This is a genomic window from Bradyrhizobium sp. 132, assembly GCF_023074185.1.
In the GTDB taxonomy this organism is placed as follows: Bacteria; Pseudomonadota; Alphaproteobacteria; order Rhizobiales; family Xanthobacteraceae; genus Bradyrhizobium.
The window spans coordinates 115,526-141,022 of record NZ_JADPKY010000157.1 but is presented as its reverse complement, the minus strand read 5'-3'; the positions used below and the strand labels follow the sequence as shown (position 1 = coordinate 141,022).

General features: G+C 62.2%; 23 protein-coding genes, 1 tRNA gene and 2 pseudogenes. 10 read left to right on the top strand and 16 right to left on the bottom strand.

Translation table 11 applies throughout. From position 1 onward, the window contains the following. Window positions 1-50 precede the first annotated feature (50 nt). From dapE to rpmH, 11 genes and pseudogenes are all read right to left on the bottom strand, one after another. Window positions 51-1,217 (bottom strand): succinyl-diaminopimelate desuccinylase, encoded by a 1,167-nt coding sequence (dapE, locus tag IVA74_RS33675; protein ID WP_247351437.1) that lies wholly within the window; start codon window positions 1,215-1,217, stop codon window positions 51-53. Beyond that, window positions 1,214-1,315, bottom strand: a pseudogene (locus IVA74_RS33670) (DUF805 domain-containing protein); the annotation flags it as partial. The gene dapE and the pseudogene IVA74_RS33670, both read right to left, overlap by 4 nt. A gap of 177 nt (window positions 1,316-1,492) precedes the next feature. Further along, complete coding sequence (gene dapD, locus IVA74_RS33665; RefSeq protein WP_247351435.1) at window positions 1,493-2,338, bottom strand: 2,3,4,5-tetrahydropyridine-2,6-dicarboxylate N-succinyltransferase; 846 nt, start codon at window positions 2,336-2,338, stop codon at window positions 1,493-1,495. 204 nt (window positions 2,339-2,542) lie between these two features. After that, window positions 2,543-3,238 (bottom strand): pyrimidine 5'-nucleotidase, encoded by a 696-nt coding sequence (locus IVA74_RS33660; RefSeq protein WP_247351432.1) that lies wholly within the window; start codon window positions 3,236-3,238, stop codon window positions 2,543-2,545. A gap of 14 nt (window positions 3,239-3,252) precedes the next feature. Further along, window positions 3,253-4,239 (bottom strand): DUF1036 domain-containing protein, encoded by a 987-nt coding sequence (locus tag IVA74_RS33655; protein WP_247351501.1) that lies wholly within the window; start codon window positions 4,237-4,239, stop codon window positions 3,253-3,255. A 155-nt stretch (window positions 4,240-4,394) separates the two neighbouring features. Then, the gene (gene argB, locus IVA74_RS33650; RefSeq protein ID WP_247351429.1) at window positions 4,395-5,282 is read right to left on the bottom strand and encodes an acetylglutamate kinase; all 888 of its coding nucleotides are present in this window, start codon (window positions 5,280-5,282) and stop codon (window positions 4,395-4,397) included. Between the two features lie 205 nt (window positions 5,283-5,487). Further along, window positions 5,488-5,847 carry a DUF423 domain-containing protein gene (locus tag IVA74_RS33645; RefSeq protein ID WP_247351426.1) on the bottom strand — a complete coding sequence of 120 codons (360 nt, stop codon included), beginning with the start codon at window positions 5,845-5,847 and terminating at the stop codon, window positions 5,488-5,490. Next, window positions 5,847-6,500, bottom strand: a complete 654-nt coding sequence (gene yihA / locus IVA74_RS33640) for a ribosome biogenesis GTP-binding protein YihA/YsxC (protein ID WP_247351423.1) — start codon at window positions 6,498-6,500, stop codon at window positions 5,847-5,849. The genes IVA74_RS33645 and yihA overlap by 1 nt, the downstream gene beginning before the upstream one ends. Before the next feature lie 114 nt (window positions 6,501-6,614). Continuing rightward, the gene (gene yidC, locus IVA74_RS33635) at window positions 6,615-8,486 is read right to left on the bottom strand and encodes a membrane protein insertase YidC (protein ID WP_247351498.1); all 1,872 of its coding nucleotides are present in this window, start codon (window positions 8,484-8,486) and stop codon (window positions 6,615-6,617) included. Window positions 8,487-8,497: 11 nt separating this feature from the next. Beyond that, the gene (rnpA, locus tag IVA74_RS33630; RefSeq protein ID WP_247351422.1) at window positions 8,498-8,914 is read right to left on the bottom strand and encodes a ribonuclease P protein component; all 417 of its coding nucleotides are present in this window, start codon (window positions 8,912-8,914) and stop codon (window positions 8,498-8,500) included. Between the two features lie 27 nt (window positions 8,915-8,941). After that, window positions 8,942-9,076 (bottom strand): 50S ribosomal protein L34, encoded by a 135-nt coding sequence (rpmH, locus tag IVA74_RS33625; RefSeq protein ID WP_008542748.1) that lies wholly within the window; start codon window positions 9,074-9,076, stop codon window positions 8,942-8,944. Window positions 9,077-9,424: 348 nt separating this feature from the next. Here rpmH and IVA74_RS33620 point away from each other — a divergent pair, with 348 nt between their 5' ends. Both IVA74_RS33620 and IVA74_RS33615 read left to right on the top strand, forming a co-directional pair. After that, window positions 9,425-10,924 (top strand): HAMP domain-containing sensor histidine kinase, encoded by a 1,500-nt coding sequence (locus tag IVA74_RS33620; RefSeq protein WP_247351420.1) that lies wholly within the window; start codon window positions 9,425-9,427, stop codon window positions 10,922-10,924. A gap of 164 nt (window positions 10,925-11,088) precedes the next feature. Then, window positions 11,089-11,165 (top strand) — tRNA-Arg (locus tag IVA74_RS33615). Between the two features lie 218 nt (window positions 11,166-11,383). Here IVA74_RS33615 and IVA74_RS33610 read toward each other — a convergent pair. Next, window positions 11,384-12,280 carry a LysR family transcriptional regulator gene (locus IVA74_RS33610; RefSeq protein ID WP_247351417.1) on the bottom strand — a complete coding sequence of 299 codons (897 nt, stop codon included), beginning with the start codon at window positions 12,278-12,280 and terminating at the stop codon, window positions 11,384-11,386. A 269-nt stretch (window positions 12,281-12,549) separates the two neighbouring features. On the opposite strand from IVA74_RS33610, the gene IVA74_RS33605 reads away from it, so the two are divergent. Genes IVA74_RS33605 through IVA74_RS33595 form a run of 3 tightly spaced genes read left to right on the top strand, consistent with a single transcriptional unit; the run spans window position 12,550 to window position 14,719 of the window. Next, entirely contained in the window at window positions 12,550-13,284 is a 735-nt protein-coding gene (locus IVA74_RS33605; RefSeq protein ID WP_247351416.1) for an SDR family oxidoreductase, read from the top strand. A gap of 50 nt (window positions 13,285-13,334) precedes the next feature. Continuing rightward, on the top strand, window positions 13,335-14,087 hold the full coding sequence (locus tag IVA74_RS33600; RefSeq protein ID WP_247351414.1) for a glucose 1-dehydrogenase: 753 nt from the start codon (window positions 13,335-13,337) through the stop codon (window positions 14,085-14,087). Window positions 14,088-14,119: 32 nt separating this feature from the next. Continuing rightward, on the top strand, window positions 14,120-14,719 hold the full coding sequence (locus IVA74_RS33595) for an NAD(P)-binding domain-containing protein (protein ID WP_247351412.1): 600 nt from the start codon (window positions 14,120-14,122) through the stop codon (window positions 14,717-14,719). A 379-nt stretch (window positions 14,720-15,098) separates the two neighbouring features. Here the strand turns inward: IVA74_RS33595 and IVA74_RS33590 are convergent, their stop codons facing one another. Both IVA74_RS33590 and IVA74_RS33585 read right to left on the bottom strand, forming a co-directional pair. Further along, window positions 15,099-16,121 (bottom strand): LLM class flavin-dependent oxidoreductase, encoded by a 1,023-nt coding sequence (locus tag IVA74_RS33590; protein WP_247351411.1) that lies wholly within the window; start codon window positions 16,119-16,121, stop codon window positions 15,099-15,101. 126 nt (window positions 16,122-16,247) lie between these two features. Continuing rightward, window positions 16,248-16,712, bottom strand: coding sequence for a hypothetical protein (locus IVA74_RS33585; RefSeq protein WP_247351410.1), 465 nt, complete (start codon window positions 16,710-16,712; stop codon window positions 16,248-16,250). Window positions 16,713-17,170: 458 nt separating this feature from the next. Here IVA74_RS33585 and IVA74_RS33580 point away from each other — a divergent pair, with 458 nt between their 5' ends. After that, window positions 17,171-17,905: an outer membrane protein gene (locus IVA74_RS33580; protein WP_247351408.1), complete on the top strand. Its 735-nt coding sequence runs from the start codon at window positions 17,171-17,173 to the stop codon at window positions 17,903-17,905. A 582-nt stretch (window positions 17,906-18,487) separates the two neighbouring features. Here the strand turns inward: IVA74_RS33580 and IVA74_RS33575 are convergent. Beyond that, window positions 18,488-19,167 (bottom strand): annotated as a pseudogene (locus IVA74_RS33575) (class I SAM-dependent methyltransferase). Window positions 19,168-19,194: 27 nt separating this feature from the next. Continuing rightward, complete coding sequence (locus IVA74_RS33570; protein ID WP_247351407.1) at window positions 19,195-19,653, bottom strand: Rrf2 family transcriptional regulator; 459 nt, start codon at window positions 19,651-19,653, stop codon at window positions 19,195-19,197. A 600-nt stretch (window positions 19,654-20,253) separates the two neighbouring features. On the opposite strand from IVA74_RS33570, the gene IVA74_RS33565 reads away from it, so the two are divergent. From IVA74_RS33565 to IVA74_RS33550, 4 genes are all read left to right on the top strand, one after another. After that, window positions 20,254-20,937 carry a VWA domain-containing protein gene (locus IVA74_RS33565; RefSeq protein ID WP_247351406.1) on the top strand — a complete coding sequence of 228 codons (684 nt, stop codon included), beginning with the start codon at window positions 20,254-20,256 and terminating at the stop codon, window positions 20,935-20,937. Then, window positions 20,934-21,734 (top strand): PP2C family serine/threonine-protein phosphatase, encoded by an 801-nt coding sequence (locus IVA74_RS33560; RefSeq protein ID WP_247351405.1) that lies wholly within the window; start codon window positions 20,934-20,936, stop codon window positions 21,732-21,734. The genes IVA74_RS33565 and IVA74_RS33560 overlap by 4 nt, the downstream gene beginning before the upstream one ends. After that, on the top strand, window positions 21,670-24,513 hold the full coding sequence (locus tag IVA74_RS33555; RefSeq protein WP_247351404.1) for a hypothetical protein: 2,844 nt from the start codon (window positions 21,670-21,672) through the stop codon (window positions 24,511-24,513). The genes IVA74_RS33560 and IVA74_RS33555 overlap by 65 nt, the downstream gene beginning before the upstream one ends. Before the next feature lie 574 nt (window positions 24,514-25,087). Beyond that, window positions 25,088-25,243 carry a hypothetical protein gene (locus IVA74_RS33550; protein ID WP_247351403.1) on the top strand — a complete coding sequence of 52 codons (156 nt, stop codon included), beginning with the start codon at window positions 25,088-25,090 and terminating at the stop codon, window positions 25,241-25,243. Window positions 25,244-25,497: the final 254 nt, after the last annotated feature.

The following is a 25,497-nucleotide window of genomic DNA, read 5'->3' as shown; positions in this document are numbered from 1 at the left end:
TTTGCTGTCTCCCCAGGCATGACGGCGGAGTGAGTAGCTGGCAGCAGAGCCTACCCAAAATACCTTGCCAAAATCCCGCGATACACCTGCGTGAGCTTCTCCAGATCAACCACCGGCACGCGCTCGTCGATCTGGTGCATGGTCTGGCCGACCAGGCCGAACTCGATCACCGGGCAGTAGCTGGAGATGAAGCGCGCATCCGAGGTGCCGCCCGAGGTCGACAGCTCCGGCTTGCGGCCCGTCACGTCCTCGATCGCGGACACCGCGAGTTCGGTGAACGGGCCGGGCTTGGTTACGAACACGTTCGAGTTCGAGGGATCCCAGACGATGCGGGCGCGAATGCGGTTGCCGCAGGCTTTTGTCAGCCGCGTCTCGACCAGCTCGCGCAGGCTCGCCTGGCTATGGTTGTCGTTGTAGCGGATGTTGAATTTTGCGCGAGCCTGGCCGGGGATGACGTTGCTGGCGGTGTTGCCGACGTCCACCGAGGTGAATTCGAGGTTGGAGGCCTGGAACTGCGCGCTGCCATGGTCGAGCGGCTCGTCGGAGATCGCGACGATCAATCGCGAAATGTCCGGCACCGGATTCGCCGCGCGGTGCGGATAGGCGACATGGCCCTGCATGCCGTCGACGTAAAGCGTCCCGGATTGCGAGCCGCGGCGGCCGACCTTGATGGTGTCGCCGAGCGTCTCGACATTGGAAGGCTCGCCAAGCACGCAATGATCGAATTTCTCGCCGCGCTCGGCCGCCCACTTCAACAGCTTGATGGTGCCGTTGATGGAGACGTCTTCCTCGTCGCCGGTGATCAGGAACGAGATCGAGCCTTTTCCGTCTGCGCGCGGCTTATCGTCGTTCGCGGCGAGATGCTCCAGCACGGCTGCGACCGAGCAGGCGATGCCGCCCTTCATGTCGACCGCGCCGCGGCCGTGCAGAAAGCCGTCCTTCACCTCGCCGGAGAATGCGCCGACGCTCCATGCGCTCTCGTCGCCCGGCGGCACCACGTCGGTGTGGCCCGCGAAGGTGATGTGCGGCGCGTCAGTGCCGATCCGCGCATAGAGATTGTCGACGTCGGCCGTGCCGGGCTCGCTGAAGGTGACGCGGTGGCACGTGAAGCCGGCTGCGGCGAGAGCTTTTTCGAGCACGCCCAGCGCACCGGCATCGGCTGGAGTTACCGAGGGGCAGCGGATGAGATCGCGGGCAATCGAGAGAGCATCGGTCATGCGCCCCGCTTAACATGCATGCCGCCGGGTGGGCTAGCGCTCGGCGGGACAAATTCGATCTCGCCCTGCTGGTCCCAGCCCTTTGCAGGAGCAGAGGCGGTCGTCGAAGCGGAAGAGATACCAGGTCCAGTCCATGCCAAGGCTCCGGGCGGGAGAGGTCGCCCGGATGTTGGTGCCGATGGAGGGAAGGTAGGTTCGATGCAGCCAGCAGCCGGGCCGTCGCCCTTCGAGGGCCGCTGAAGGAGCGGCCGCCTCATGGTGACGGTGAGGGAGATTTAATCCCGCAGCAGCTCGTTGATGCTGGTCTTCGAGCGTGTGCGCTCGTCGACGCGCTTGACGATGACGGCGCAGGCGGTGCTCGGGCCGATCTGGCCGTTCTTCATGGGCTTGCCGGGCAGGGCGCCGGGAACGACGACCGAATATTCCGGCACCTCGCCGATAAAGATCTCGCCGGTCTCGCGGTCGACGATCTTGGTCGAGGCGCCCAGGAACACACCCATCGACAGCACCGCGCCCTTGCGCACGATCACGCCCTCGGCGACTTCGCTGCGCGCGCCGATGAAGCAATCGTCCTCGATGATGACGGGTTCGGCCTGCAGCGGCTCGAGCACACCGCCGATGCCAACGCCGCCGGAGATGTGCACGCGCTTGCCGATCTGCGCGCAGGAGCCGACGGTCGACCAGGTGTCGATCATGGTCGACTCATCGACATAGGCGCCGAGATTGACGAAGGACGGCATCAACACGACGTTGCGGGCGATGAAGGCCGAGCGGCGCACGATCGAGCCGGGGACGGCGCGGAAACCGGCGTCGCGAAAGCGGTTCTCGCCCCAGCCGTCGAACTTCGAGGGCACCTTGTCCCACCAGGTCGCCTTGCCCGGGCCGCCGGGAATGGCGCCCATGTCGTTGAGGCGGAACGAGAGCAGCACCGCCTTCTTCAGCCATTGATTGACCTTCCACTTGCCGTCGGTGCCGCGCTCGGCAACGCGGGCCTCACCCTTGTCCAGAATCTCCAGCGCCTGATCCACGGCCTCGCGCACCTCGCCCCTGGTCGAGGTCGAGACGCCGTCGCGAGCCTCGAAGGCGTCGTTGATGGTGGATTCGAGGGCTTGGAGGGACATCGGCATTTCCTCTAGGGAATGGGAATTTTGATGGATTGGGGCGCTTTTTCGGGATTTGGGGGACGGAGTCAAGCTTGGTTCGCTGTCATCACCCGCCTTGCGCGCAATTGCGCGCTGGAGCGGGTGATCCAGTACGCCGCGGCGGTCGTGATGAATCGAAACGGCGGCGATGACCGGATACCCGCCTTCGCCGGGTATGACGGCTCACCTGGGATGAGACAACCTGCCTAAAAACCCCGCCAGATCATCCGTGACGTGGTCGACATGGGCGGCGTCCCGGCCTTCCAGCTCCCAGTCCTCGCGCACCACTTCCCTGGTGCCGTCAGGCACCACCAGCACCGTCGTCATGCCGAGCTCGTGCGGGACGGTGAGGTTGCGGGCGAGGTCCTCGAACATGGCCGACCGCGTCGGGTCGACCGAATGGTCCAGGAGAAACTTCCGGTAGGTCTGCGGCGCCGGCTTCGGCTCGAATTCGGCCGCGATGATGTCGAACACGCCATCGAAATGCGCAGCAAAGCCCAGCCGCGCCAGCACCGCATCGACATGGTCGACCGAGCCGTTGGTCAGGATCAGCTTTCGTCCCGACAGTTTTGCGATGGCTTCGCCCAGCGCCGGGTTCGGTTCCAGCGGCGAGTGGTCGATCTTGTGGACGTAGGCGAGATAGTCGTCGGCGCGTACGCCGTGCAGGGTCATCATGCCGCGCATCGTGGTGCCGAAGCGCTGGTAATAATCCTTCTGGATCTTGCGCGCTTCCACCGGCGTCAGGTTCAGCCAGTTGCAAACGAACTCGGTGATCCGCGAATCGACCTGCTGCCACAGATTGACGTGGTGCGGATACAGCGTGTTGTCGAGGTCGAACACCCAGGTGTCGACATGGGCGAAGGCGCGGGGTGGGGTCATTACAGCTTTCTCAATCACGGCATCGCAAACCGCAGCGTCTTGCCGCCGCTTGACATGTCCACCGCGCCGAAACCCGTCGCCGCGAAACCGCGTGCGCCGCAGTCGGTCTGCTCGTTGGTCTCGAACTTGGTCTCGCGCGTGCAGAGCTGCTTGTCGCCGCCCCAGTTCAGCGGCTTGTCCTTCAGCTTGACGACGCGGTTGTCGGCGTCGATGGCCTCGGCGAAGCTGAAGATCTGCCTGGGCTGGCCGGCCACGTCAGGGTGCAGGCAGGTCTTGGGATCGATGCGATACCAGCCGCGGCTCGTCACCGACTTGCCTTCATCGGTGGCGACCGCCGCCATCACCTTGTGCGGGGTGTCGTTGCACCAGGTGAGGCCGGTCGGAGACGGCGTCTGCACCGCATCGACCATGGTCTTGAAGAGGTTCGGCGACGACACGATGTCCGACGACAATCCGCGACTCTTCAGAAATGCGGCCAGCGCGCCTTGCGTCTTCGGCCCGTCGACGCCATCGATCGGCGCGGCATCGTAGCCTGCAATCACCAAAAGCCGCTGGATGGCGGCAAGGCGGGCCTGCTCGTCGTCATATTCGGAATCCTCCGCGAGATAGGCGACGAGATTGCCGTCCGCGCCTTGCGTCGGCGTGATCTGCGTGAAGGCGGCCTGGGTCTGGCCGCTGCGGCACTGCCGCGCGGCCGCGATGACGAAATTGTCCTGCGCGACGCACAGCGTGTCGCTGCCGTTCTGCGGGATCGGGGATGCGCCGTAGACGCCGAGCGCGCGGGCGTTGAGCAGGATGCGGTCGGCGGAGAGCGTGCCCTGCACCACCACGCGACAGGTGGCGGGATCGATCCTGAACCAGCCGCGCGTGGCGGTCGCCGCCTTGTCGTCGATGCCGATCGCGGCCTCGACGACATAGGACATGCGGTTGCAGATCTTGAGGTCGGCGAAGGCCGGCGCGGAGGAGAACACAAACGAGATGGCTGCGGCAGGGAGCGTCATCAGGAAGCGCGTGAGAGTGGAGCGGCGCGGTCGCTGAACTCTCCGCTCGTTGTTGCTGGGCTTGTCCCGGGCATCCACGTCCTTGGCGCGGGACGAAAGATCGTGGATGGCCGGGACAAGCCCGGCCATGACGGCGTCTCTCGGTTTCCCATCTCTCACTTGTGGATCAGCGTTCCCGTGCCCGTGTTGGTGAAGAGTTCGAGCAGTACCGCGTGCTGCATCTTGCCGTCGATGATGACGACGCCCTCGACACCCTGTTCGAGCGCGTAGATGCAGGTCTCGACCTTTGGGATCATGCCGCCGGAAATGGTGCCGTCGGCGATCAGCTTTCGCGCGTCCTTGACCGAGAGCTGCGGGATCAGCTTCTTCGACTTGTCGAGCACGCCGGGCACGTCGGTGAGCAGCAGCAGCCGCTTTGCCTTCAGCGCGCCGGCCACGGCGCCTGCAAAAGTGTCGGCGTTGACGTTCAGCGTCTGGCCCTCTTTCGAGGTCGCGAGCGGTGCCAGCACCGGGATCAGCTCGTAGCCGATCAGCTGGTTGAGCAGCGTGAGGTCGACTTTCTCGGGGTCGCCGACGAAGCCGAGATCGACCGCCTTCTCGATGTGCGAGTCCGGATCGATGATGGTGCGCGTCGTCTTCGACGCCTTCACCATGTTGGCGTCCTTGCCTGACAGGCCCACGGCCTTGCCGCCGGCTTCGTTGATGTAACCGACGATCTGCTTGTTGACGGAGCCGGCCAGCACCATCTCGACGATTTCGATCGTCGCGGCATCAGTGATGCGCAGGCCGGCGGCGAATTCCGAGGCGATGCCGAGCCGCTTGAGCATGGTCGCGATCTGCGGGCCGCCGCCATGCACCACCACCGGGTTGATCGCGGTCTGCTCGAGCAGCACGATGTCGCGGGCAAAATTCTTCGCGCCCTCTTCGTCGCCCATGGCATGGCCGCCATACTTGATGACGATGGTTTCCTCGTCATACTGCTGCATGTGCGGCAGCGCTTCGGACAGGATGCGGGCCTGGTCGAGCGGTGAGATTTCGGTCATGAGGCGGATCTCGCTGGCGGGATACTCGGGCCGCGTTCTATCTGATTGGCGGGCGAGGCGCAAAGTAGGACTGGCATGCGATCTCGTGTCCCGGACGCGGTGCGGCACGCAGTGACGCGCCGCTGAGCCGGGACCCAGAAGCTGGCATGGGCCCCGGCTCAGCAGCGCATCGCTGAAGCGCTGCGCTGCGTCCGGGGCACGAGACCTATTTCCGCACCACCACCGCCGCGAGCGTCACCACCAGCCAGCTCAAAATCATCACCGTTCCACCCGTCGGCGCCGCATATGGAAACAGCGAATGGCCGGCATATTGCCGCAAGGTGAGGTCGCCCGCGAACAACGCGGCGCCGAGTACGAAACCGAACGCAGCAATGAGGCCAATTCCGCCGTGCAGAAGGCGGTGCGCGAGCAGGGCTGTGGCCGCAAGTACGGCAGTTGCATGAAACAGCAGCATGGCGCTCGCCGAAGCAAGCCGGCTCGCATCGCCACCGTGGGCGGCGGCGGCGGCCAGCGCGACGCCGGCGGCGCCCATCAGACCGGCAAGCCCGATCAACAGGCGCGCCATCACTTGGTCCGCTCCTCCAGCAGCTTCGCCATCGCGGCGCGCAGCTCGGCCATGCCGGATCCGGAGCGGGACGAGGTCGTCAGCACATCCGGAAACGCGGCGGGATGTTTGGCGAGCGCAACGCCGGTCTCGGCAATCCGCTCAGTGAGCTCGGCGGCCTTGACCTGGTCTGCCTTGGTCAGCACGATCTGGTAGCTGACCGCGGAGCGGTCGAGCGTCTTCAGGACTTCGTGGTCGACCTCCTTGAGGCCATGCCGCGCGTCGATCAGCACGTAGACGCGCGCGAGCGAGGCGCGGCCGAGCAGGAATTTGTGGATCAGCTCGGTCCAGGACGCGACCTGGCTCTTCGGCGCCTTGGCATAGCCATAGCCGGGCATGTCGACGAGGCGGAGCTCGGTCTTGCCGGGGACCTCGAAGAAGATCAGCTCCTGGGTGCGGCCCGGCGTATGCGAGGTGCGCGCGAGCGCGTTGCGGCCGGTGAGCGCGTTGATCAGGCTCGACTTGCCGACATTGGAGCGTCCGGCAAAGGCGATCTCCAGCCCCGCCATCGGCGGCAGCGTTTCAATCGAGGGCGAGGCCCAGATGAACTGCCAGTCGCGGGCAAACAGCTTTCGCCCGACCTCGATCAGCTTCGCATCTTTGTCGTCATTCATGCGAAAGCTTTCGGTTGTTACCGTGTCATTGCGAGCGAAGCGAAGCAATCCAGGGTGCCTCCGGGGAAACGGTCTGGATTGCTTCGGAGCTTCGCTCCTCGCAATGACGGAGAGCTACGTCGCCTTCTTCGCGAACGTCGCCTTGAGATTGTCGAACAGCTCTACCTTCACGCCGTTGCGGCGCATGATGAAGCTCTGCTGGAGCACTGAGAGCGTGTTGTTCCAGGCCCAGTAGATCACGAGACCCGCCGGGAAGCCCGCCAGCATGAAGGTGAAGATCAGCGGCATCCAGTTGAAGATCAGCTGCTGGGTCGGATCCGGCGGCGTCGGGTTCAGCTTCATCTGGAACCACATCGTGATGCCCATGATGATCGGCCAGATGCCGAGCGCGAGGTAGTGGCCGAACAGCGGCAGCGTGGTCGGATCGAACGGGATCAGGCCGAACAGCGTGAACAGATTGGTCGGATCCGGCGCGGACAGGTCCTTGATCCAGCCGAAGAACGGCGCGTGCCGCATCTCTATGGTGACGAACAGCACCTTGTAGAGCGAGAAGAACACCGGGATCTGGATCACCACGGGAAGACAACCGGCGACCGGGTTGATCTTCTCCTTGCGGTAGATCTCCATCATCTCCTGCTGCTGCTTCACCTTGTCGTCGGGGTAGCGCTCCTTGAGCGCCTGAAGCTGCGGCTGGACCGACTTCATCTTCGCCATCGAGGCGTAGGACTTGTTCGCCAGCGGGAAGAACAAGAACTTCACGATCACGGTCACGAGCAGGATCGAGATGCCGAAATTGCCGAAGAAGCGGTAGAAGAAGTCGAGGCCGAGGAACATCGGCTTGGTGATGAAGTAGAACCAGCCCCAGTCGATCAAGAGATCGAAATGGTTGAGGCCGAGCTCCTTGTTGTAGCCGCCGAGGCCGGCGAACGGGAACACGCCGACGACGCCGGCTTCCTTGGCGCCGGCGAACAGCCGCGCGTTCGTCGTCGTCGTGCCGCCGATCGGGACGGTCTGCTCGCTTTGCAGATAGTCGGTCTGGTATCGGATCTGGGTGCCGGGTTCGGCGACAAAACGGGCCTTGAGCGTTGCCGACGTGTCGGGAAGGAGCGCAGACGCCCAATATTTGTCGGTAATACCGAGCCAGGCATTGGTGACGTTGTTGAATTCGAACCCGTGTCCGCCGTTGCCGATCGCGGGTGCTTCGCCGACAGCCTTATAGGCCTTCTCCTGCAAGCCCTGCTCGCCCAAATAACCGATCAGGCCTTCATGCAGGATGTAGTAGCCCGAGACGTGCGGCGTGCCGTGGCGCGAGATCAGCGCGAAGGGATAGAGCTTGACCGGCGCGTTGCCGACATTGGTCACCTCGTCCTTGATGCTGAAGAGGTAGTGGTCGTCGATCGTGACGGTGCGGCGGAAGGTGAGGCCTTCGCCATTATCGTATTTCAGCATGACCGGCGTGGACGGCGTCAGGCTGTTGGTGCCCTCCTGCTGCCAATCGGTGGTCCGGTCGGGCACCTTTGTGCCGCCTGTCCCGGCCACCCAGCCAAATTCCGCGTAATAGGGCTCTGCAGTGCCCGACGGCGAATAGAGGATGATCGGCGGCGACTTCGGGTCGACTGTTTCGCGATACTGCACCAGCGCAAGATCGTCGATGCGCGCGCCCTTCAAGGCAATGCTGCCGGTCAAGCGGGGTGTATCGATCTTGACGCGGGGGGAAGCGGCAATCGCCGCCTCGCGGCTGACGATCGGCTGGCCCGGCTGATTGGCGGTCTGGGGAGCGGAGGGCGTGCCTGCGGTGCCGGGCTGCGGCGTGGCGCCCGGCGTCCCGGAAGCCGTCGGCTGCGGTGTGGTCTTCTGCAGCTCGGCCTGCGTCTGTTGCTGGACGCGCTGCTTCTCCATCGCCGGCATGTTGTAGAAATATTGCCAGGCGATCAGCACGAGGCCCGACAGAATGACGGCGAGGATGGTGTTGCGGTTATCGGTCATCATTCTCGTCATCAATCCGGTTTGCGGCTGGTCGCAGGAGCGGGGCCGGGCTTTAAGCCGTCGGTTCTTTGGCCGTCGGTTTTTGGGCCGCGTCCCTTGTGCGTATGCCGCGCGGGCTTCGCGAACGCTATGCGCAGATCGTCGAGCATGGTGGCGAAGCCGCGCGAGAGCGCGTCCCTTCGGCCGACCAGCACATAATCATGATGGGGCTGCATCGACACCGGATCGAGCCGCTTCACCAGTTCGCGAAGCCGGCGCCGGATGCGATTGCGCTCGGGGGCGTTGCCGTTCTTTTTGGTAACGGTGAAGCCGATCCGGATCGGGCCGCTGTCGTCCCGGCCACGGCTTTGCAGGACGAACGCGGGACTATTCACCCGCGCGCCATTGGCAACGGCGAGGAAATCCGCTCGCTGCCTCAGCCGATCCATGATGAAATCCCAAAAAGGGGGTCCGGCTCAGGCGCTCAGACGCTTGCGGCCGCGAGCGCGGCGTGCGGCGAGAACCTTGCGGCCGCCGGCAGTAGCGAGACGGGCACGGAAGCCGTGACGGCGCTTGCGCACCAGTTTGCTGGGTTGATAAGTCCGCTTCACGGGTTTTTCTCCGCTGACCGGGCAATTTGCCTGTAGAATTGATGATAAAGTCCGGAAGATGCTGCCCAAAACGGGCCCGCTTTCGGCCCCAAGAGAGCCGCTCCCGGCGTTACACCGGGTCATCGCGGACAATTTGGCCGGCTTATATGCGAGCGCCTCCTTTTCGTCAACGCCGCACAAAGGCTCTGATCCGGTGAATATCGCTGTTTGTGCGGGGTTTTTAACCATCGAGGTAGCGATTAGCGATATCGGCGCTTACATCCCACCTCGGCAGATTAGCGATCTGTAATTTGACCGGCCCCCGGGCGGGTCGCATCCTCCATCAGCCAGGCCAACAGGGGCGAATACGTGGCAGCGACAGACCTCCAGCCGATCCAGGATCAGGATCAGCGGGACCCGCCGGCGACGCAGCCGCGCGGGACGCGCGGGCTTGGGCTATCCGGCAAGCTGTTGCTGCTCACTGTTCCCCTGGTGATGATCGCGGCCGTCCTGCTCTACGTGCCTGCCATCGCCAACTTCTGGGTCAACCGGCTGAACGACCGCGTGGCGGCGGCCAACACGGCGGCGCTGGTGCTCGATGCCGCGCCGCTCGGCATGGTCCCCGATTCGCTGTCGCGCCAGATCCTGAAAAGCATCAACGCGCGCGCCGTCGCCATCAAGATGGGCCAGCAGCGCCGTCTGCTCGCCAGCGACAATCTGCCGACCGCCATCGAGCACGACATCGATCTGCGCGACATGACGGCGTGGGAGGCGATCACCGGCTCGTTCCGGATGATGCTGGAGACCGGCAACCAGGCCATCCGGATCGTCGGGCCCGGGGTCGGCAACGCCCAGTTCATCGAGATCGTGACCGACGAGCTGCCGCTGCGGCAGTCGATGTACCGCTTCTCCCGCAACGTCGTGGTGGTCGCGCTGATCATCGCGGCGCTGACCGCGGGCCTCGTCTATCTCGCGCTCCATTATCTGTTCGTGCGCCCGATGCGGCGGTTGACGGCGAGCCTGGTCGGCTTCCACGAAAACCCCGAAAGCTCGGCGGGGATCATCGTGCCGAGCCAGCGCAGCGACGAAATCGGGGTCGCCGAGCGCGAATTGTCGGACATGCAGCGCGATTTGATGTCGATGCTGCATCAGAAGAGCCGGCTTGCCGCCCTCGGCCTCGCCGTCTCCAAGATCAACCACGATCTGCGCAATTTGCTGGCCTCGGCCCAGCTTTTGTCGGACCAGCTCGCCAGCGTGCCGGATCCGCGGGTGCAGCGCTTTGCGCCAAAGCTCGTGCGCTCGCTCGAGCGCGCCATCGCCTTCTGCCAGTCGACCTTGTCTTACGGCCGCGCCCAGGAGGCCGCGCCCGACCGGCGCATGATCCTGATCGAGCCGGTGGTGCTGGAGGTGCGCGAGACCGCAGGCCTTGCCAGCGATGCCGCGATCGTCTGGGTCGCCGCGATCGAGCGGGGGCTCGCGGTCGACGCCGATCCCGACCAGCTGTTCCGCGTGCTGCTCAACCTCGTCCGCAACGCCGCCCAGGCGCTGGAAAGCCATTCGTCGGCCGAGGGCGGCGCGCAGCAGATCCGGATCACGGGAAAACGCGAAGGCGCCGTCGCCATCCTGGAGGTCTCCGACACCGGCCCCGGCGTGCCCCAGAAGACCCGGGACCATCTGTTCGAGGCGTTCCAGACCTCCGGCCGCCCGGGCGGCAGCGGCCTTGGCCTTGCCATCGCCGCCGAGCTCGTCCGCGCCCATGGCGGCGACATCCATCTGGTCGAAGGCACCCTCGGCGCCACCTTCCGGATCGTCATCCCCGACCGCCCCGTGGAACTCCTCTCCATCCGCAACGAGCGGGCAAGGGCGTAGTCGGCCGGAGACCCACCGGAAACCGTCGTTGCCCTGCAAAATCTCCCCAATCCGGACCTTGCCAATTCGGGCAAGAGCGGTTAGTCAGAGCGCTCTTTCGCACCCCTTCGGCGTTGTCCGGAGGGTGCATGTAGGCCTTGCCCACATTGCTGTTCGCGAAAAACGCGCCCGTAGCTCAGCTGGATAGAGCATCAGACTACGAATCTGAGGGTCGGACGTTCGAATCGTTCCGGGCGCGCCATTTGGTACTCATCTCCGAATGCGGTTTGGCCCCGATTGACTGGCCAGCTCGGCTCTCTCCAGCACATCCTTGCGTCCTTTAATGCAGGCTTTCGGAGACGGCTCATGGATCCCTCCGGAGTTTGCGATATCGTCCCGATATAAATCGTGTCCGATTAAAGCTGGTGCGATCTAAATGTTACGACGCCGGTTCAAGCATCGCCGGCGACCTGCCGGGCGTCAGTCGCGCGATAGGGACAGTCCCGCGAGAAGCGGAGCGTATGCGGCGAGCCTGCGGGATACGAACTCCGTGAAGAGCCGCACGCGCTTCGTCTTGCGGGTCTCCCCGTGTGTGAGAAGCCAGAGCGTTCCGTACATGTGCAGGCCGGTGCCCGGCACCCTCACCAGCAGGGGGTCGGCATCGCCAATGAAACACGGCAGCGTCGTGATCCCGAGCCCTTGCCGTACTGCAACGATCTGCGCCTCGGCGTCCGTGATCCTGAACGGAACCCCCGTGGTGCGAACCTCACCCTCGCTGGCCCAGTCCGGTATTCCATGAATGCTGATGACGATCCACCGGATGGGATCCGGCGCGCCCGTACGCCACGCGGCTAGTCGATCCCGGGACATGTAGACGCCGCCGAACAGGTCCGGTCCCTTCATGCCGTGAAGATTGAGCGGCAGGGTTTTGCGGTCGTAGACGACGCGGATCGCGACGTCGGCCTCCCGGTTGGTCAGATTAGCCAGTTCGCCAGCCGACAAGATATCCATCTCGATGTCCGGATGCAGACGCGCGAAGTCGGCGAAGTCCGGCATGAGCAGGTGTGTCGCCAGCGGCGGCGCCAGCGTCACCCGCAGAAGCCCGCGCACGCTTTGGTCGCGCCCGAAGACGCGCGTCTCCAGCAGGTGCGACGACGCTTCCATCTGGTCCGCGAACTCGAGGACCTCCTCGCCCGCAGCCGTCAGGCGATAGCCCGAAGGCAGCTTTTCGAACATTTGGACCCCGAGCCGTTCCTCGAGCTGGGCGATGCGTCGCAGCACGGTCGCGTGATTCACACCGAGGCGCTCGGCGGCAGCCCGCACCGAGCCTCCGCGCGCGACGGCAAGAAAGTAGCGAACGTCATCCCAGTCGATCATGGTGCGATCCCGCACCGCGCGGTGCGCCTTCCAAAGCCCGTATCTAACGTCTCGTACAGCAGTACGGGCGGTCATCATAGCCTATGCCCGCAAGCACCGCTCAATTCCCGAACGGCGGACACCGATCGCCGCGGCTGCCGTAAGTCGTCCGGCCGGATCGATTTCGCACCACCGATGTGCGCGCTTCCGCACTCAACGCCTGACGCCGGCGGACCTATGTCGAGGTTCTCGGGGGCAGATGCCGTCCCGACATCACGAAAGGAGAAGTTGTGCGAAAGCTAGACGGTAAGGTTGCAGTTATCACGGGTGGCGCTACCGGCATTGGGCGCGCCGCAGCAAAGCGCTTCATCGAAGAAGGCGCTTTCGTCTTCATCTTCGGCCGCCGACAGGAGGCGCTCGACGCTGCTGTCGCCGCCCTCGGGCGCAATGCCCGCGCGGTGAAGGGCTCGGTCTCGGATGAGGCCGACCTCGACCGACTATATGCGGCGGTGAAGTCCGAGCGCGGAACCCTCGACATCGTCTTCGCCAATGCAGGCGCGGGAAGCCAGCTTCGGCTCGGCCAGATCACCGCCGCGCACATTGACGAAACCTTCGACACCAATGTGAAGGGTACGATCTTCACGGTCCAGAAGGCGCTGCCGCTGATGGGTCAGGGCGGTTCGATCATCCTGACCGGATCGAGCGCCGGCACCACGGGCGCCCCGGCAATGAGCGCCTACAGCGCGAGCAAGGCGGCCGTGCGCAACCTCGCGCGGACCTGGGCGGAGGACCTGAAAGGCAGCGGCATCCGGGTCAACGTGCTGTCGCCCGGGGCGACTGCGACCGAACTCGCGAAGGAAGCGCTGGGCGAGGAGGGCCAGAAGGTGTTCGCCTCGATGACTCCGCTCCAGCGCATGGCCGATCCGGCGGAGATCGGGGCCGTGGCGGCCTTTCTCGCATCGTCGGACAGCAGCTTCATGACCGCCAGCGAAGTCGCCGTCGACGGCGGCCTGGCGCAACTCTGACGCCGGCGCGGTCCCGCGGCTGGCCCACACACAACGAAAGATAAAAGATCATGAAAAAACTAGAAGGCAAGATCGCAGTCATCACCGGCGGAAGCAGCGGGATTGGGTTGGCCACAGCCAAGCGCTTCGTGGAAGAAGGTGCGCACGTCGTGATCACCGGGCGACGCGAGAAAGAGCTGAAGGAGGCCACAGCCTTCATCGAGCGGAACGTTACGACGGTCGTGGGCGACGTGTCGCGCTTGGAAGATCTGGACCGGCTCTACGCTGTCGTGAAAGAGAAACATGGTCACATCGACATTCTCTTCGCGAACGCGGGCTCCGGGACAATCGCACCGCTCGCGCTAGCGACTGAGGCCCATTTTGACCAGACCTTCGACGTGAACGTGAAGGGGCTGTTCTTTACGGTGCAGAAGGCGCTTCCCCTCTTCAAAGACGGCGGTTCGATTATCCTGAACTCTTCGGTGTCGAACGTGTTGGGGCTGCCGGGGTTTAGCGCCTACGCCGCGAGCAAGGCGGCTGTGCGCAACTTCGCGCGCGCTTGGACGCTGGAGCTGAAAGACCGGAAAATCCGCGTGAATGCGATGAGCCCCGGACCAACCGAGACTCCCGCCCTGGAGACAACGACCGGCCTCACCCCCGAGCAAGCCGAGCAAGCGGCCGCTCAGTTTGCTTCACAGATCCCAATGGGTCGCAGGGGCAAGCCAGAGGAAATCGCGGCTGCCGTCATGTTCCTCGCCTCCGATGAAAGCTCTTTCATCACCGGCGTGGATCTCGCCGTCGATGGCGGCATGGCGCAGGTCTGACCCGGGCATCAACACTAGATCGGAGAAACATCATGAGCTACGCAATTATCGGCTTCGGCAATATCGGCCAGGCGCTGGCTACGGCGTTTGCCCGCAACGGCATCGAAGTATCCGTTGCAACCACGCGCGACCCGGAAAGCTTTGCATCCGCCGCGGCCGCGATCGGACCCACGATCGTTCCCAAAAAGCTGGCAGAAGCGGCCAAGGCGGACATCGTCTTTTTGGCCGTCCGTTTCGAGTCGCACCAGGAGGTCGCGAAGGCGCTGCCCACCTGGCAGGGGAAGACCATCGTCGATGTGACCAATGCCTACGGCGTGCCCCCTGAGAAACTGGGAGGACAGCCTTCTTCCAAGGCCGTCGCGCAGGCCTTCACTGGCGGTAGACTGGTCAAGGGCTTCAACCATTTGGGTGCTGCCGTCCTCGGCCAAGATCCGGCCGCACATGGTGGCAGGAGAGTCGTGTTCCTGGCGAGCGACGATGACGCTGCCGCCGCGGAGATTGGCGCGCTTGCGGAAAAGCTCGGCTTCGCGCCGATCAAACTCGGCGGGCTTTCGGAAGGAGGACTGCTTGTGCAGGCGCGCGGAAATAGCTGGGGTCAACTGATCTTTAAGGACCTGGTCAAGTTCGACTGATGAACACGACGTCCCCACCGTTGGGGACACGACGCATGGGATCGGATCGAGCGCGATCCGATCCGAGCGAAATGGAGAAATGACTACGGTTCGGGACGGCAGACTGACGAGCATCCGGGAGTACATCGACACGCAGGCCGCATGCGGCCGCTTGCGAAGGAGCCGGGCCGAGAGAACGTCGAAGCCGTCTCGGCGGACCTCGTCGATGGTCCATTTCAGGATGTTGGCAAAGTCGACTTCCGCAAACAGCGCCGAGACGAACGCGCCATGTCCGCTTGGCCATGACGGTTCTGTTCAGTGGTTCGGGAGATGACCTTCCGAGAGGTCATTCAACCCTCTTTGGTGATTTTGTTCTGGAAGATTGACGCGCGCGTACGTCTCACCGCCATCCCAGCGCAGGCGCGACCTGTGTCAGGATCGCCTCGATTGAGTGTGCGCAGTAGTCCACGCCGAGCTGGTTCGGCACGGTCAACAGCAACGTGTCGGCCTCGGCAATCCCCTCGTCTTGCCGGAGCTGTTCGATCAGCGCATCCGGCTCGGCGGCATAGCTGCGGCCGAAGATCGCCCGCGTGCGCGGGTCGATGAAGCCGATCTGGTCTTCGCCTTCGCCGCCCCTGCCGAAATAGGCGCGATCGCGATCGTCGAGCAGCGCGAAGATGCTGCGGCTCACCGAGACGCGGGGCTCCCTCGTATGGCCGGCTTCCTTCCATGCGGCGCGATAGCTGCGAATTTGCGCGGCCTGCTGCACGTGAAAAGCTTCGCCGGTCTCGTCGTTCTTCAGCGTCGAGCTCTGCAAGTTCATGCCGAGCTTGGCCGCCCAGATCGCGGTGGCGTTCGAGCCGGCGCCCCACCAGATCCGCTCGCGCAGGCCTTCCGAATGGGGCTCCAGGCGCAGCAGCCCCGGCGGGTTCGGAAACATCGGCTGCGGATTGGGTTTTCCAAACCCTTCGCCGCGCAAGATGTCGAGAAAGACCTCGGCATGTCGCCGGCCCATGTCGGCATCGTTCTCGCCGTCGGCCGGTTGATAGCCGAAATAGCGCCAGCCGTCGATCACCTGCTCGGGCGAGCCGCGGCTGATGCCGAGCTGAAGCCGCCCGCCGGCGATGAGATCGGCGGAGCCTGCGTCCTCCGCCATGTAAAGCGGGTTCTCGTAGCGCATGTCGATCACGGCCGTGCCGATCTCGATCTTGCTGGTCTTCGCGCCGACGGCGGCGAGCAGCGGAAAGGGCGAAGCAAGCTGCCGCGCGAAATGGTGCACGCGGAAATAGGCGCCGTCCGCGCCGAGCTGTTCTGCCGCGACCGCAAGCTCGATCGATTGCAGCAGCGTGTCCGCCGCCGAGCGGGTCTGCGACTGCGGCGAGGGCGTCCAGTGCCCGAAGGAGAGGAATCCGATTTTTTTCATGGAGGCAACATATGGATGACGGCAAGAATTTGCGACACCTCGGCCGGAGGAAAGATGGCGACAAGTGTGGACCCGTAAGCGCCTCCTAGAGGAAGCAGGCACGAGCTTGGACTGCTCGTGGAGTTTTCAGATTTCGCAGCGCGTCAAATTCAAAGCCTTGAGCAAGCCGCCGAACGCCTTGAGCCGACAGGGCTCGGTCTCGCTGGCAGCCTTTGCGCGCTGAACATTGGCGGTCCGCTTGATAACAATTGGCTTTGGCTTCGGTTTGGGAGGTTTGGCGGCCGCGATCGTCTTCGGATCGGGCCGATGACGGACGATCGGTTCCGGCGCGGGCGAGCGGACATGGACGTCTTGCGGAGCACCGGGGTTTTCGACTGAAGCTGCCTCTGTCGGCATCGCGCTGCTCGCAGCGGCAACCTCGAGGCGATCGGCCTTCGCCGACGCGTCATACGAAGCAGAGATGTTTGCGCTCCGCTCGGCAAGCGGCTGGACGGTCACGACGACGCGACGCGGTGGCGCGCTCAGCTCCATTGCCGACAGCACTCCGACACTGAACAGGATCAGAAGGCCCAACAACGCCATTCTCAGCATAATGCGCCTCCGATCTAGGTTCGTGCCGTCGGAAATTCTCCGCGGCAATGAGGCGACTTGTCGACGGCTGCCGACGCGCGAGGAATCATTTGCCGACAGGGTTAACGTCGGCGATGCTCCCGCACGTGCCAAGAATGCTCCCGCTCAGGTGTTGGCAGGCCGAATCTGGTCACAAGAAGGACTGTGAAGCCTGAGCTGAACACCACGAGAGCGATCGTCATGTCTGCTGTTTGGGGGAAGCCTGACGCCGCCTGACGGATTGGCCAACAGCTGCTTTTGACCCAAAGCAGATGTCGGACTGCATTTGCGTCGCCTCGCGATGGCGTTCAAACAACTACCTGATCTTACAAGTGCGAATAGGTTCGCTTTCCTAGGATGCGTGTCCTATTTGCCCTTGCGCGCCCGCTTCATGCGGAGGACAAGCATGCTGAGTTGAAAAAAGAAAAATGGGAAGTGTTATGAAGAAGCTCTTGATGACGTCTGCGGCATTGCTCACCATGGTTGCCTCGGCATCGGCCGCTGACCTTTATTCGAAGGCGCCCACCTATGCGGCGCCAGTGTCGAGCTGGACAGGATTCTATGTTGGCGCAAACGGTGGATACGCCGGTGGTGAGTCGGCTCTTGCCATTGATGCCGCTGCGCTCGGCGGCGCGGGGCTTGGCTCTCTGAATCTCAAGAGCAATGGATTTTTCGGCGGCGCTCAGATCGGCTACAACTGGCAGGCCGGGCAGTTCCTGTGGGGTTTTGAAACCGACATTCAGGGCAGTAACATCAACAGCAGTCTCGGCCTCGGCGCTTTTGCCGGCGGAGGTGGCGGTGGTCTGGGTGGCTCGATCGGAACCACCGTAGATTACTTCGGTACGGTCCGCGGACGTGTCGGTGTCATGCCGTGGGAACGCACTGTCGTTTACGCGACGGGCGGTCTTGCCTACGGACAGACCTCCACCAGCTATCTGGTGGACCTAGGCTCGCACACGAAAGTTGGTTGGACTGTTGGCGCCGGCCTCGAATACATGATCGCCCAGAATTGGTCCTTTAAGACCGAATATCTGTACGTCGATCTCGGCAAGGATGATCTGGACCTCAGCGCGCTGGCCGCGCTCGGCGGTGGCGTCGGATTTCCGGGTGGTATTTCGCTCACGGAACAGACCCGCTTTCACACCGTGCGCGCCGGTGTGAACTACCACTTCTAAGCGACAACATTCAGTTGTGGCGAAAGGGATTCCAGTAGTGGAATCCCTTTGTCGTTCTCACGGCCCGGAAGACGTCAAAGCTCTCTTGCGCGGGTACGATGACCATAGTCGCAGTGATCATCTTCCTTATCGCCATTCTCGGGTCAGCGGCCGCCTACAACGCCGGCTTTCGTCGGGGCCACGCCAAAGGCGTGCGGGACAGCGAGTTGCTGCGATGACGGACCACGCCGGCGCGCCCTCGATCGTCATGGACTTCTTCCAATCGCCAACCTGATGCGCAAGATGAAGGGCGCCAGCGTTACGATTGCGGCGGCTGCAACTGACACAACTAAGGCTCCAGGGCGTGTCCGAGTGTCCGACTTCGACGCGCTCCATTCTGACCGTCACGATGAGGACGCCAGCTTTACGCTCTCGACTGCGTGTCGGCTGTCTGGCCCTTTGCCGATACGCAGGGGCGAGCTGGCGATGTCCGGTATTGAAGGCAGAACGGACGCGGCCTATGTCGCGACTCATAGATTGTGACCGCACCCCCGGGTCCATCCGGCTTTGCATGATGCTCAGCCGCGTTGAAGCCGGGCCACCTCACGCGTAGGCCACCCAGCCGCGGAAGGTGAACCCGGTGTAGAACAGGGTCGGCTCGGAGAAGCCGGCCTCGCGCAGAATCGCCTCATCCTGCGCGGGCGTGAGGATTTCCAGATGGTTGGTAACGGCGTTCCGCGCGGCCGCGGCCTGCTCGGGCTCGACGCCGGAGGAGGCCAGGAACGCAGAGTACCGCGACAGCCATAGCGGGCGCTCCTCATCGCCATCGGGCGCGCTTAAATGGGCGACCACGAAAGCTGCGCGCGGCTTGAGCCGTCGGCGGACCTCCGAGGCGATGCGGCGTCGCTCCTCGACGTCGACGAAGTGCAGCGTCAGCAAGCAGCTGGCGCCGTCAAACAATTCCTGCGGAGCATCGTCGATGTAGCCCTGATGAAGGCGCGCGATGCGAGCGGGCCCAGGGTTTGCCCGGCAAGCGCCAGCATCGCCGCGGAGGGGTCCACACCGTCGAAGCTCCAGCGCGGCTGCGCTTGCGCAAACGTCTTCAATTCGAGGCCGCCGCCGGCGCCGAGCACGAGAATCCGCGCATCCTCACGCGCACGCTCGGCCAGAAGAATCGCCGCCATGGACAGCATGGCATTGTAGCCCGGGACGAACCGTGGCGGTCCTTCCGTGTATCTCGCCACCGCTTGCGGATCGGAAAACATGTCCTGAACGTCGGTCATGATGTCGTCCTTGCTGAATGGAGCCGATCACGCGCCATGTGCGCTCATGCCCTGAAGTTTTCGAGAGCCGAGGCGTTTGCGCAGATCGTCGCCCAGCATCGCCAGCGTCACCTCGCCAAAGCGCGACAGCAGCAGCGCCTGCGCATCGCCGAATGCCTGATCGAGGGCGGCGTTGACGGCCTGCTCGACGAGACAACCCGGCGCCTCTGTCCGGTTGCCCATGGCCAGAAGCGAGGGACTGCCGAGCGCGGTGTAGACGTCGCGCAGCGTCACCTTCGTGAGGTCGCAAGCCAGCGTCCAGCCGCCGCCATGTCCCTTTTCGGAGCGGACGTAACCGAGGTCCCGAAGGCCCGCCATGATGCGCCGGATCACCACCGGGTTCGTGTCCATGGCCTTTGCCAGGGTCTCGGACGTGAAGGTGCCGGGCTGCTGCGCCATGTGTAGCAGGACGTGCAGCACGCCGGATAATCGGCTATCTCGTTTCATGCAACTTTATATGTTACATGATGGCGGCAAGGTCAACTGATTTCGCCCCACCGATCTCATGCTTCGACCGGACGCGAACTGCGCGCCGGCACGTCTGTGCAGAATCACGTGGTAAAGCTCGGGCGGTTGACGAAGATGCGAAGCGGAACGTTCTATGGATCGAGCGTTGTTGCGGCGGCCTTTGGCCTCGCCATTCTCGGCCTGGGATTTGGCTTCTATGCGCCGCCGATCTTCCTCAATGCCGTTTGTGAAACGAGGGGGACGGCCGCTGACTCTGGTCTCCACGGCCGTCACCGTTCACTTCTTGGTGGGGTCGATCGCGACGGCCAATCTGCCGACCCCCGCTCATGGCGCGAGCGTGTTCGCTAGAAGCGAGGACTCTTCGGCTCGGCGCAAAATGCCCTGTCCGATTTTCGTTGGCCAGTGACCGCGGAGGGTACCACGGTAAAGTCAGTCTGGCATTGTTGCTGGGTAGTCTTCGCGCCCTGACGACCTGCCCCTCCCTTAGTCGAAAGCGGGAGCCTACCGATCGTCTTTTGGTTGTAAAGCCGAACGCATCGTATAGAAATGCTTGTGCTTGGCCGATATTTTGGAGCAAACATGTCAGAGACTGATTTTGCGCAACAGCCATTTAACGCTGCGGAGTTCGTAGAAAATCCTGAGAATCGATGCCCGGTTATTCTCGTCCTCGACAATTCTGGCTCGATGAGCGGCGCTCCTATACAGCAACTCAACGACGGTCTTCGAGCGTTTCGCGACGAGCTATCGATGGACAGCTTGGCGGCCAAGCGCGTCGAGGTCGCCATCGTCACGTTCGGCCCTGTTAAGGTCGAATCCGACTTTGCGACGGTCCATAATTTCTATCCCCAACAGATCGAAAGCGCGGGTGCTACTCCGATGGGAGAGGCAATCGAGAGAGCGCTTGATATGCTGAGGGAGAGAAAAGCCACCTACCGGTCTGCCGGGGTCAAGCATTACCGTCCCTGGGTCTTTTTGATCACTGATGGATCACCGACGGACTCCGTAAGCCGTGCAACCCAGCTTGTTCACGAAGGAGAGGCCGCTAAATCCTTTATGTTTTATGCGGTGGGCGTGGAAGGTGCTGATTCCGGCACTTTGCGTGCGATTGCAACCCGTGAGCCTTTGAAGCTGAAGGGCCTTCAATTCAAAGAATTCTTTCAATGGCTCTCAGCTTCGCTTTCATCTGTCTCCAAATCGAATCCGGGCGATCAAGTGCCGCTACAGAACCCCACGGCTCCTGACGGGTGGGCTACAGCGGGATGACCGTACCCAGTTGGGAATGGATTTCGGCGAGCGCAATTGGTACTTCGCATATCCGGATAAACCGAAGTTGCGACGATTCGGGCGCTTGTATCTTTGTTAGAGGCAGAAATGAGTCCGCGCTGGTCGCGGTCTGCGCCGATGGCGCTGGATCTGCGATGCGATCGTCTGTTGGTTCTCGTATCATAGTCCGCGCCTTTTGTCGGAACGTAAGGAGCTATCTGCAGAGCGGGGGAATATTAGCGGACCTTTCTCGCGAAGTTGTAAGCGATTGGCTCGACGACATGCGTGGACGGATCGAGATCGTTTCAAGATCTGCCGGGCTCACGCCCCGCGACTTTGCCGCAACGCTGGTCGGCTGCATCATCGGGGACGGGAAAGCCAAAGTCCTGCATGTCGGTGACGGGGCGGTTGTCTATCGCCTGTCCGATTCCGAGGAGTGGGCTGTTGGTAGCTGGCCCTCACACGGGGAATATGCATCAACAACCTACTTTGTAACGGACGACCCAGAGCCCTCATTTCAGTTGAACGATATCGATGGTCCCGTGTCTGAACTGGCTGTCTTTACAGACGGGATCGAGCATCTTGTTCTAAATTTCTCGACACTCACGGCGTTCCCACCCTTCTTCAACCAAATGTTTTCCGGCTTCAAGTCCGACGGGATTGGGAAGAATCGCAACTTGTCCCGACATTTGTGCAATTATTTGAACGGTCCGGCCGTCTGCGATAGGACCGATGACGACAAAACGCTATTGCTGGCACGTCGAAGTCTCAATGTCGCGTCTCAAGAGCATCTTTGATCAGCAGAGGAAAGCGGTCCCACTCGGTAAGCTGGTGGGGCGCGGCGGCGAAGGGGCTGTGTTCGAGATAATCGGCGAGCCAGACTTCGTCGCTAAAATATATCACCCCGATAAAGCGCGGGAACGGCAGCAAAAGATCGCTGCCATGGTCGCTACTGGGATGCAGGCGAAGGTGGCCAGCGCGGCGTTTCCGATTTCTCCGTTGTTTGAGGGTGGCGGCACGTTCGCGGGGTTCACGATGCGGCGCATCGGGAATCAGAAGCCGGTTCACCAATTGTATTCGCCAGCAAGTCGGCGCAATGAATTTCCGAACGCGGACTATAGGCTCTTGCTTCGAACAGCTTTGAATATTGCGAGAGCGGTAGCCGCCGTGCACTCGGCGGGCTGCGTAATAGGCGATTTGAATCACTCGGGTATCTTGGTTGGTCCTGACGCCACGGCGACCCTTATCGATTGCGATTCTTTTCAGTTCTCAAAGGATGGCAAAACATTCTACTGCGCAGTAGGAGTGCCTGATTACACCCCGCCGGAATTGCAGGCGAAGTCGCTCGAAAATATTCAGCGCACGCCAAATCACGATGCATTTGGGTTGGGCGTCGCCATCTTCAGTTTGCTGTTTCTAGGGCGGCATCCATTTTCTGGTCGATATCTTGGTCGCGGCGACATGCCCGAAGAGCGCGCGATCGCTGAATACCGTTTTGCATACTCTTCGGAAAAGTCCCGTACCCAAACAGAGCCTCCACCATTCGCGCCGACGCTCTCCTACGTCCCAAGGGAGCTGGCGATTGCATTTGAGGCTTGCTTCGGCCCGGGTGGAGCAAATAGTGGACGACCCAAGCCGGCCGATTGGATCTCGCTTTTGCAGCGTGCCGAGACGCAGCTAGTCAAGTGCGCTGCGACGGCGGGTCACTCTTACTTCTCGTCAGCACCAAATTGTCCTTGGTGCGAGCTCGAGAAAGCCATCCCGGGCTTCATTGCATTTCCATCCCCCCTCATCATCAGTACGATTACCCCGCTGGACCTCGGCCAACTCATCGCTGCAATACGTGGGGTGACTGATCCCGGAGGCGCGCCGTCATTGTATTCAGCAATGCCGATCGTTCAGGGTGCGCCAAGCGGCCAGAACAAGGGCTCGCTTGATAGTTCTGCAGGGCTGTTCGCGATATCAACCCTCAGTGGCGTTGCGGCGGCGGTTCTTTTAAGATTGGGACATCTTCCACCCTTGATTGGGCTAGGAGTTCTCGGCGCGTCCGCATTCTTCGCGCTCAGAAATCCGAACCAGCCGCATGCCAATGGTCCTCGTTCGCATCAGCTCAAACGGGCTTGGGATCAGGTAGATCAGCGCTACAGGACCGAGGGAGACGCGTCGCGCTTTAACGAAGCGAGACGGCAATCCGAGGCGAAAATTCGCGAATACAACGATCTTCCGACCGAAGAAACGCGGCGCTTGGCGGACTTGTCGCGCCGGCAGCGCGAGATGCAGCTCAGGTATTTTCTTGAGCGCTTTAGCCTCGTAAAGGCGAAAATTAGGAGCGTAGGCAGCGCAAGGAAAGCGACGTTGCGGTCGCATGGCATTGACACCGCAGCGGATATCTCACGACAAAGAATCGAACAGATTCCTGGTTTCGGATCGGCAACCGCTGGGCTCTTATTGTCTTGGCGTTCAGATATTGAGCGACGCTTCGTTTTCAATCCCAGTCAACCGATCAACCCCAGCGACATCGCTCAGGTGAAGTCCGATATTGCTCAAAGACGCTTGGCTATCGAGACCGCCTTGAAGGCTGACTTGATCGCAGTCAGGACGGTCGCGGCCGAAGTCCAACGAGCGCGGACCGATCTGACCACTAGGGCGAAGGCGATTTGGGTTGAGTTTAAGCAGGCTGAAGCTGACGAAAAGGGGCGGGTGTTCGGTGACGTCGCGGCCCGACGCTGGGTGTTTGGAGTAGTCTGCTTTGCGGCTTTCGTCGTCGCTGGTGCGAATAGCAACGGCCTTAGTTCGGCTAGGGTTTCCTCAACGTCTGCTGCACCTCGAGCTACGGCAAGCGCACCTTCAGCTGCTCCAAATATCGCATTGAACAATAGTCAGCCGAATTTGAGTTTGCCCAGTACGACGCCTGCGCAACCCACGGCGTCGGCGCAGGTCGGAAATCTGATACAACCGGCATCACCGCGGATCGAACGCCCGCCTCAAGAGCCACAAAAGAACGCCGTAGAGGCGCCAGTTGCTCCATTGGTGGTGCCGCTGCTCGATCCGCCTCGTGAAATCAAACCTCTGCCGCAACCGCCAGCTGATCCCAGCCTAAGCGTTGCTCAAACGACCCCAAACGTCGCGATTCCCGATCCCGCGATCAGCCGGCTGAAGGACCTCGGATTTACAACGTCTATTGAGCCGTCGTGGAGTACCGGCGCTCTCAGCGGACTGCGTGAGTTCAAGATCGTCAATCACTTGCCGTCCGACACTCGTTTGGACACGGTGACAACTCAGGCGTTACAATCACCACGGGCAATCGCTCGCAATCGCTCATTTCTTGGCGGCTGGGCTGCCGATCCAGCATGTACGGACGGCACCCAACTCATGATCTCGGTTCAAGAGGCTCGGACGGAGGGAGGTATGTGCACTTTCGATGCCTTCCTTCCCAGCCGATCTGGTTGGACGGTACGAGGCCATTGTCAGGTTGGAGCTGACAAGTGGCCAGCCACAATCAACTTTGCTGTTTCTGGGATAACGCTGTCGTGGTCGAGCGCTAAGGGTAACGCAAAATACTATCGATGTAGATAGCGAGGTTCAGCCATGGCGGGCTGCTATCATTGTGGAACGTCTTTGGCAAAAGGACAGGGCGTCCGAAGAAACGTTAGGACTGGGACAAGCGTAGCGGGCTTGTTCAGCTCTCCCCCGTCTCTCTTCCTAGTCGTCTTCGCGGTTCTTGCTGGGATCAAGGTGCCCTCCACCAGAAGCTATTTTGGTCTACGGTCACTCTGCCCGACGTGTGCGCAGCGATTGGACGTTCGAAGGGCGCTTAGGCGCAAAGCGTTTTTGTGCCTTGTTGGCTTGATGCTTATCGCTGCTGTTGCGGTGGTACTATCGGCAAAGCCGTGACGTCGGCCTAGCCGGATGCCGATCTGGAGTTGCGACTGATCAAGAGGCTGCGGGGATTGCGTCGACCTCAATGCAGGCTATGTCGTGGACGTCCGAGCACTTTACGGTGATTCCGGCGCGACCGTCGAAATTCTGGCGGTCATCGCCAAATCGGAGGTTGAGTCATGGCTGGCACAGTTCGGAAATCCGGAGCGAAAGAGGCCTCGCTCTCAGAGAGATCAAAGGCGATCTGTCCCGCTATCTTCGTGAGGCCGAGATGCAGGAGATCATCATCACGCGTCACGGCAAGCCGGCAGGCGTGCGGGTTGGATTCAAATCGGAGGAGGACTGGTTCGAATATCGTTTGGAACATGACCCTCGCTTCCTTCAGCGCGTCGAACAGGCACGGAACAGCCTGCGTGGGGGATTGTAGTGTGAAGCTTGAGAATCTCGATACGGAGTACCGGTGGAGGCTCGCCCTGTCCCGCGTGCCGCGACGTTGCCATCCTGCGCCTGTTTTGCCCGACGGGTCAATTATTTCGTCAAAAGCTAATTTGCGGCTTTCGTTGTTTCGCCTGACGAGGCGACGAATTCGCACTCCGCCTAAGCCATTGATCCCGCTCATGCCGGCTACTGTGCATGGGGTTGTTTTCGACATATTTGTTTTGGAGGGCACGAAAGCGTCAG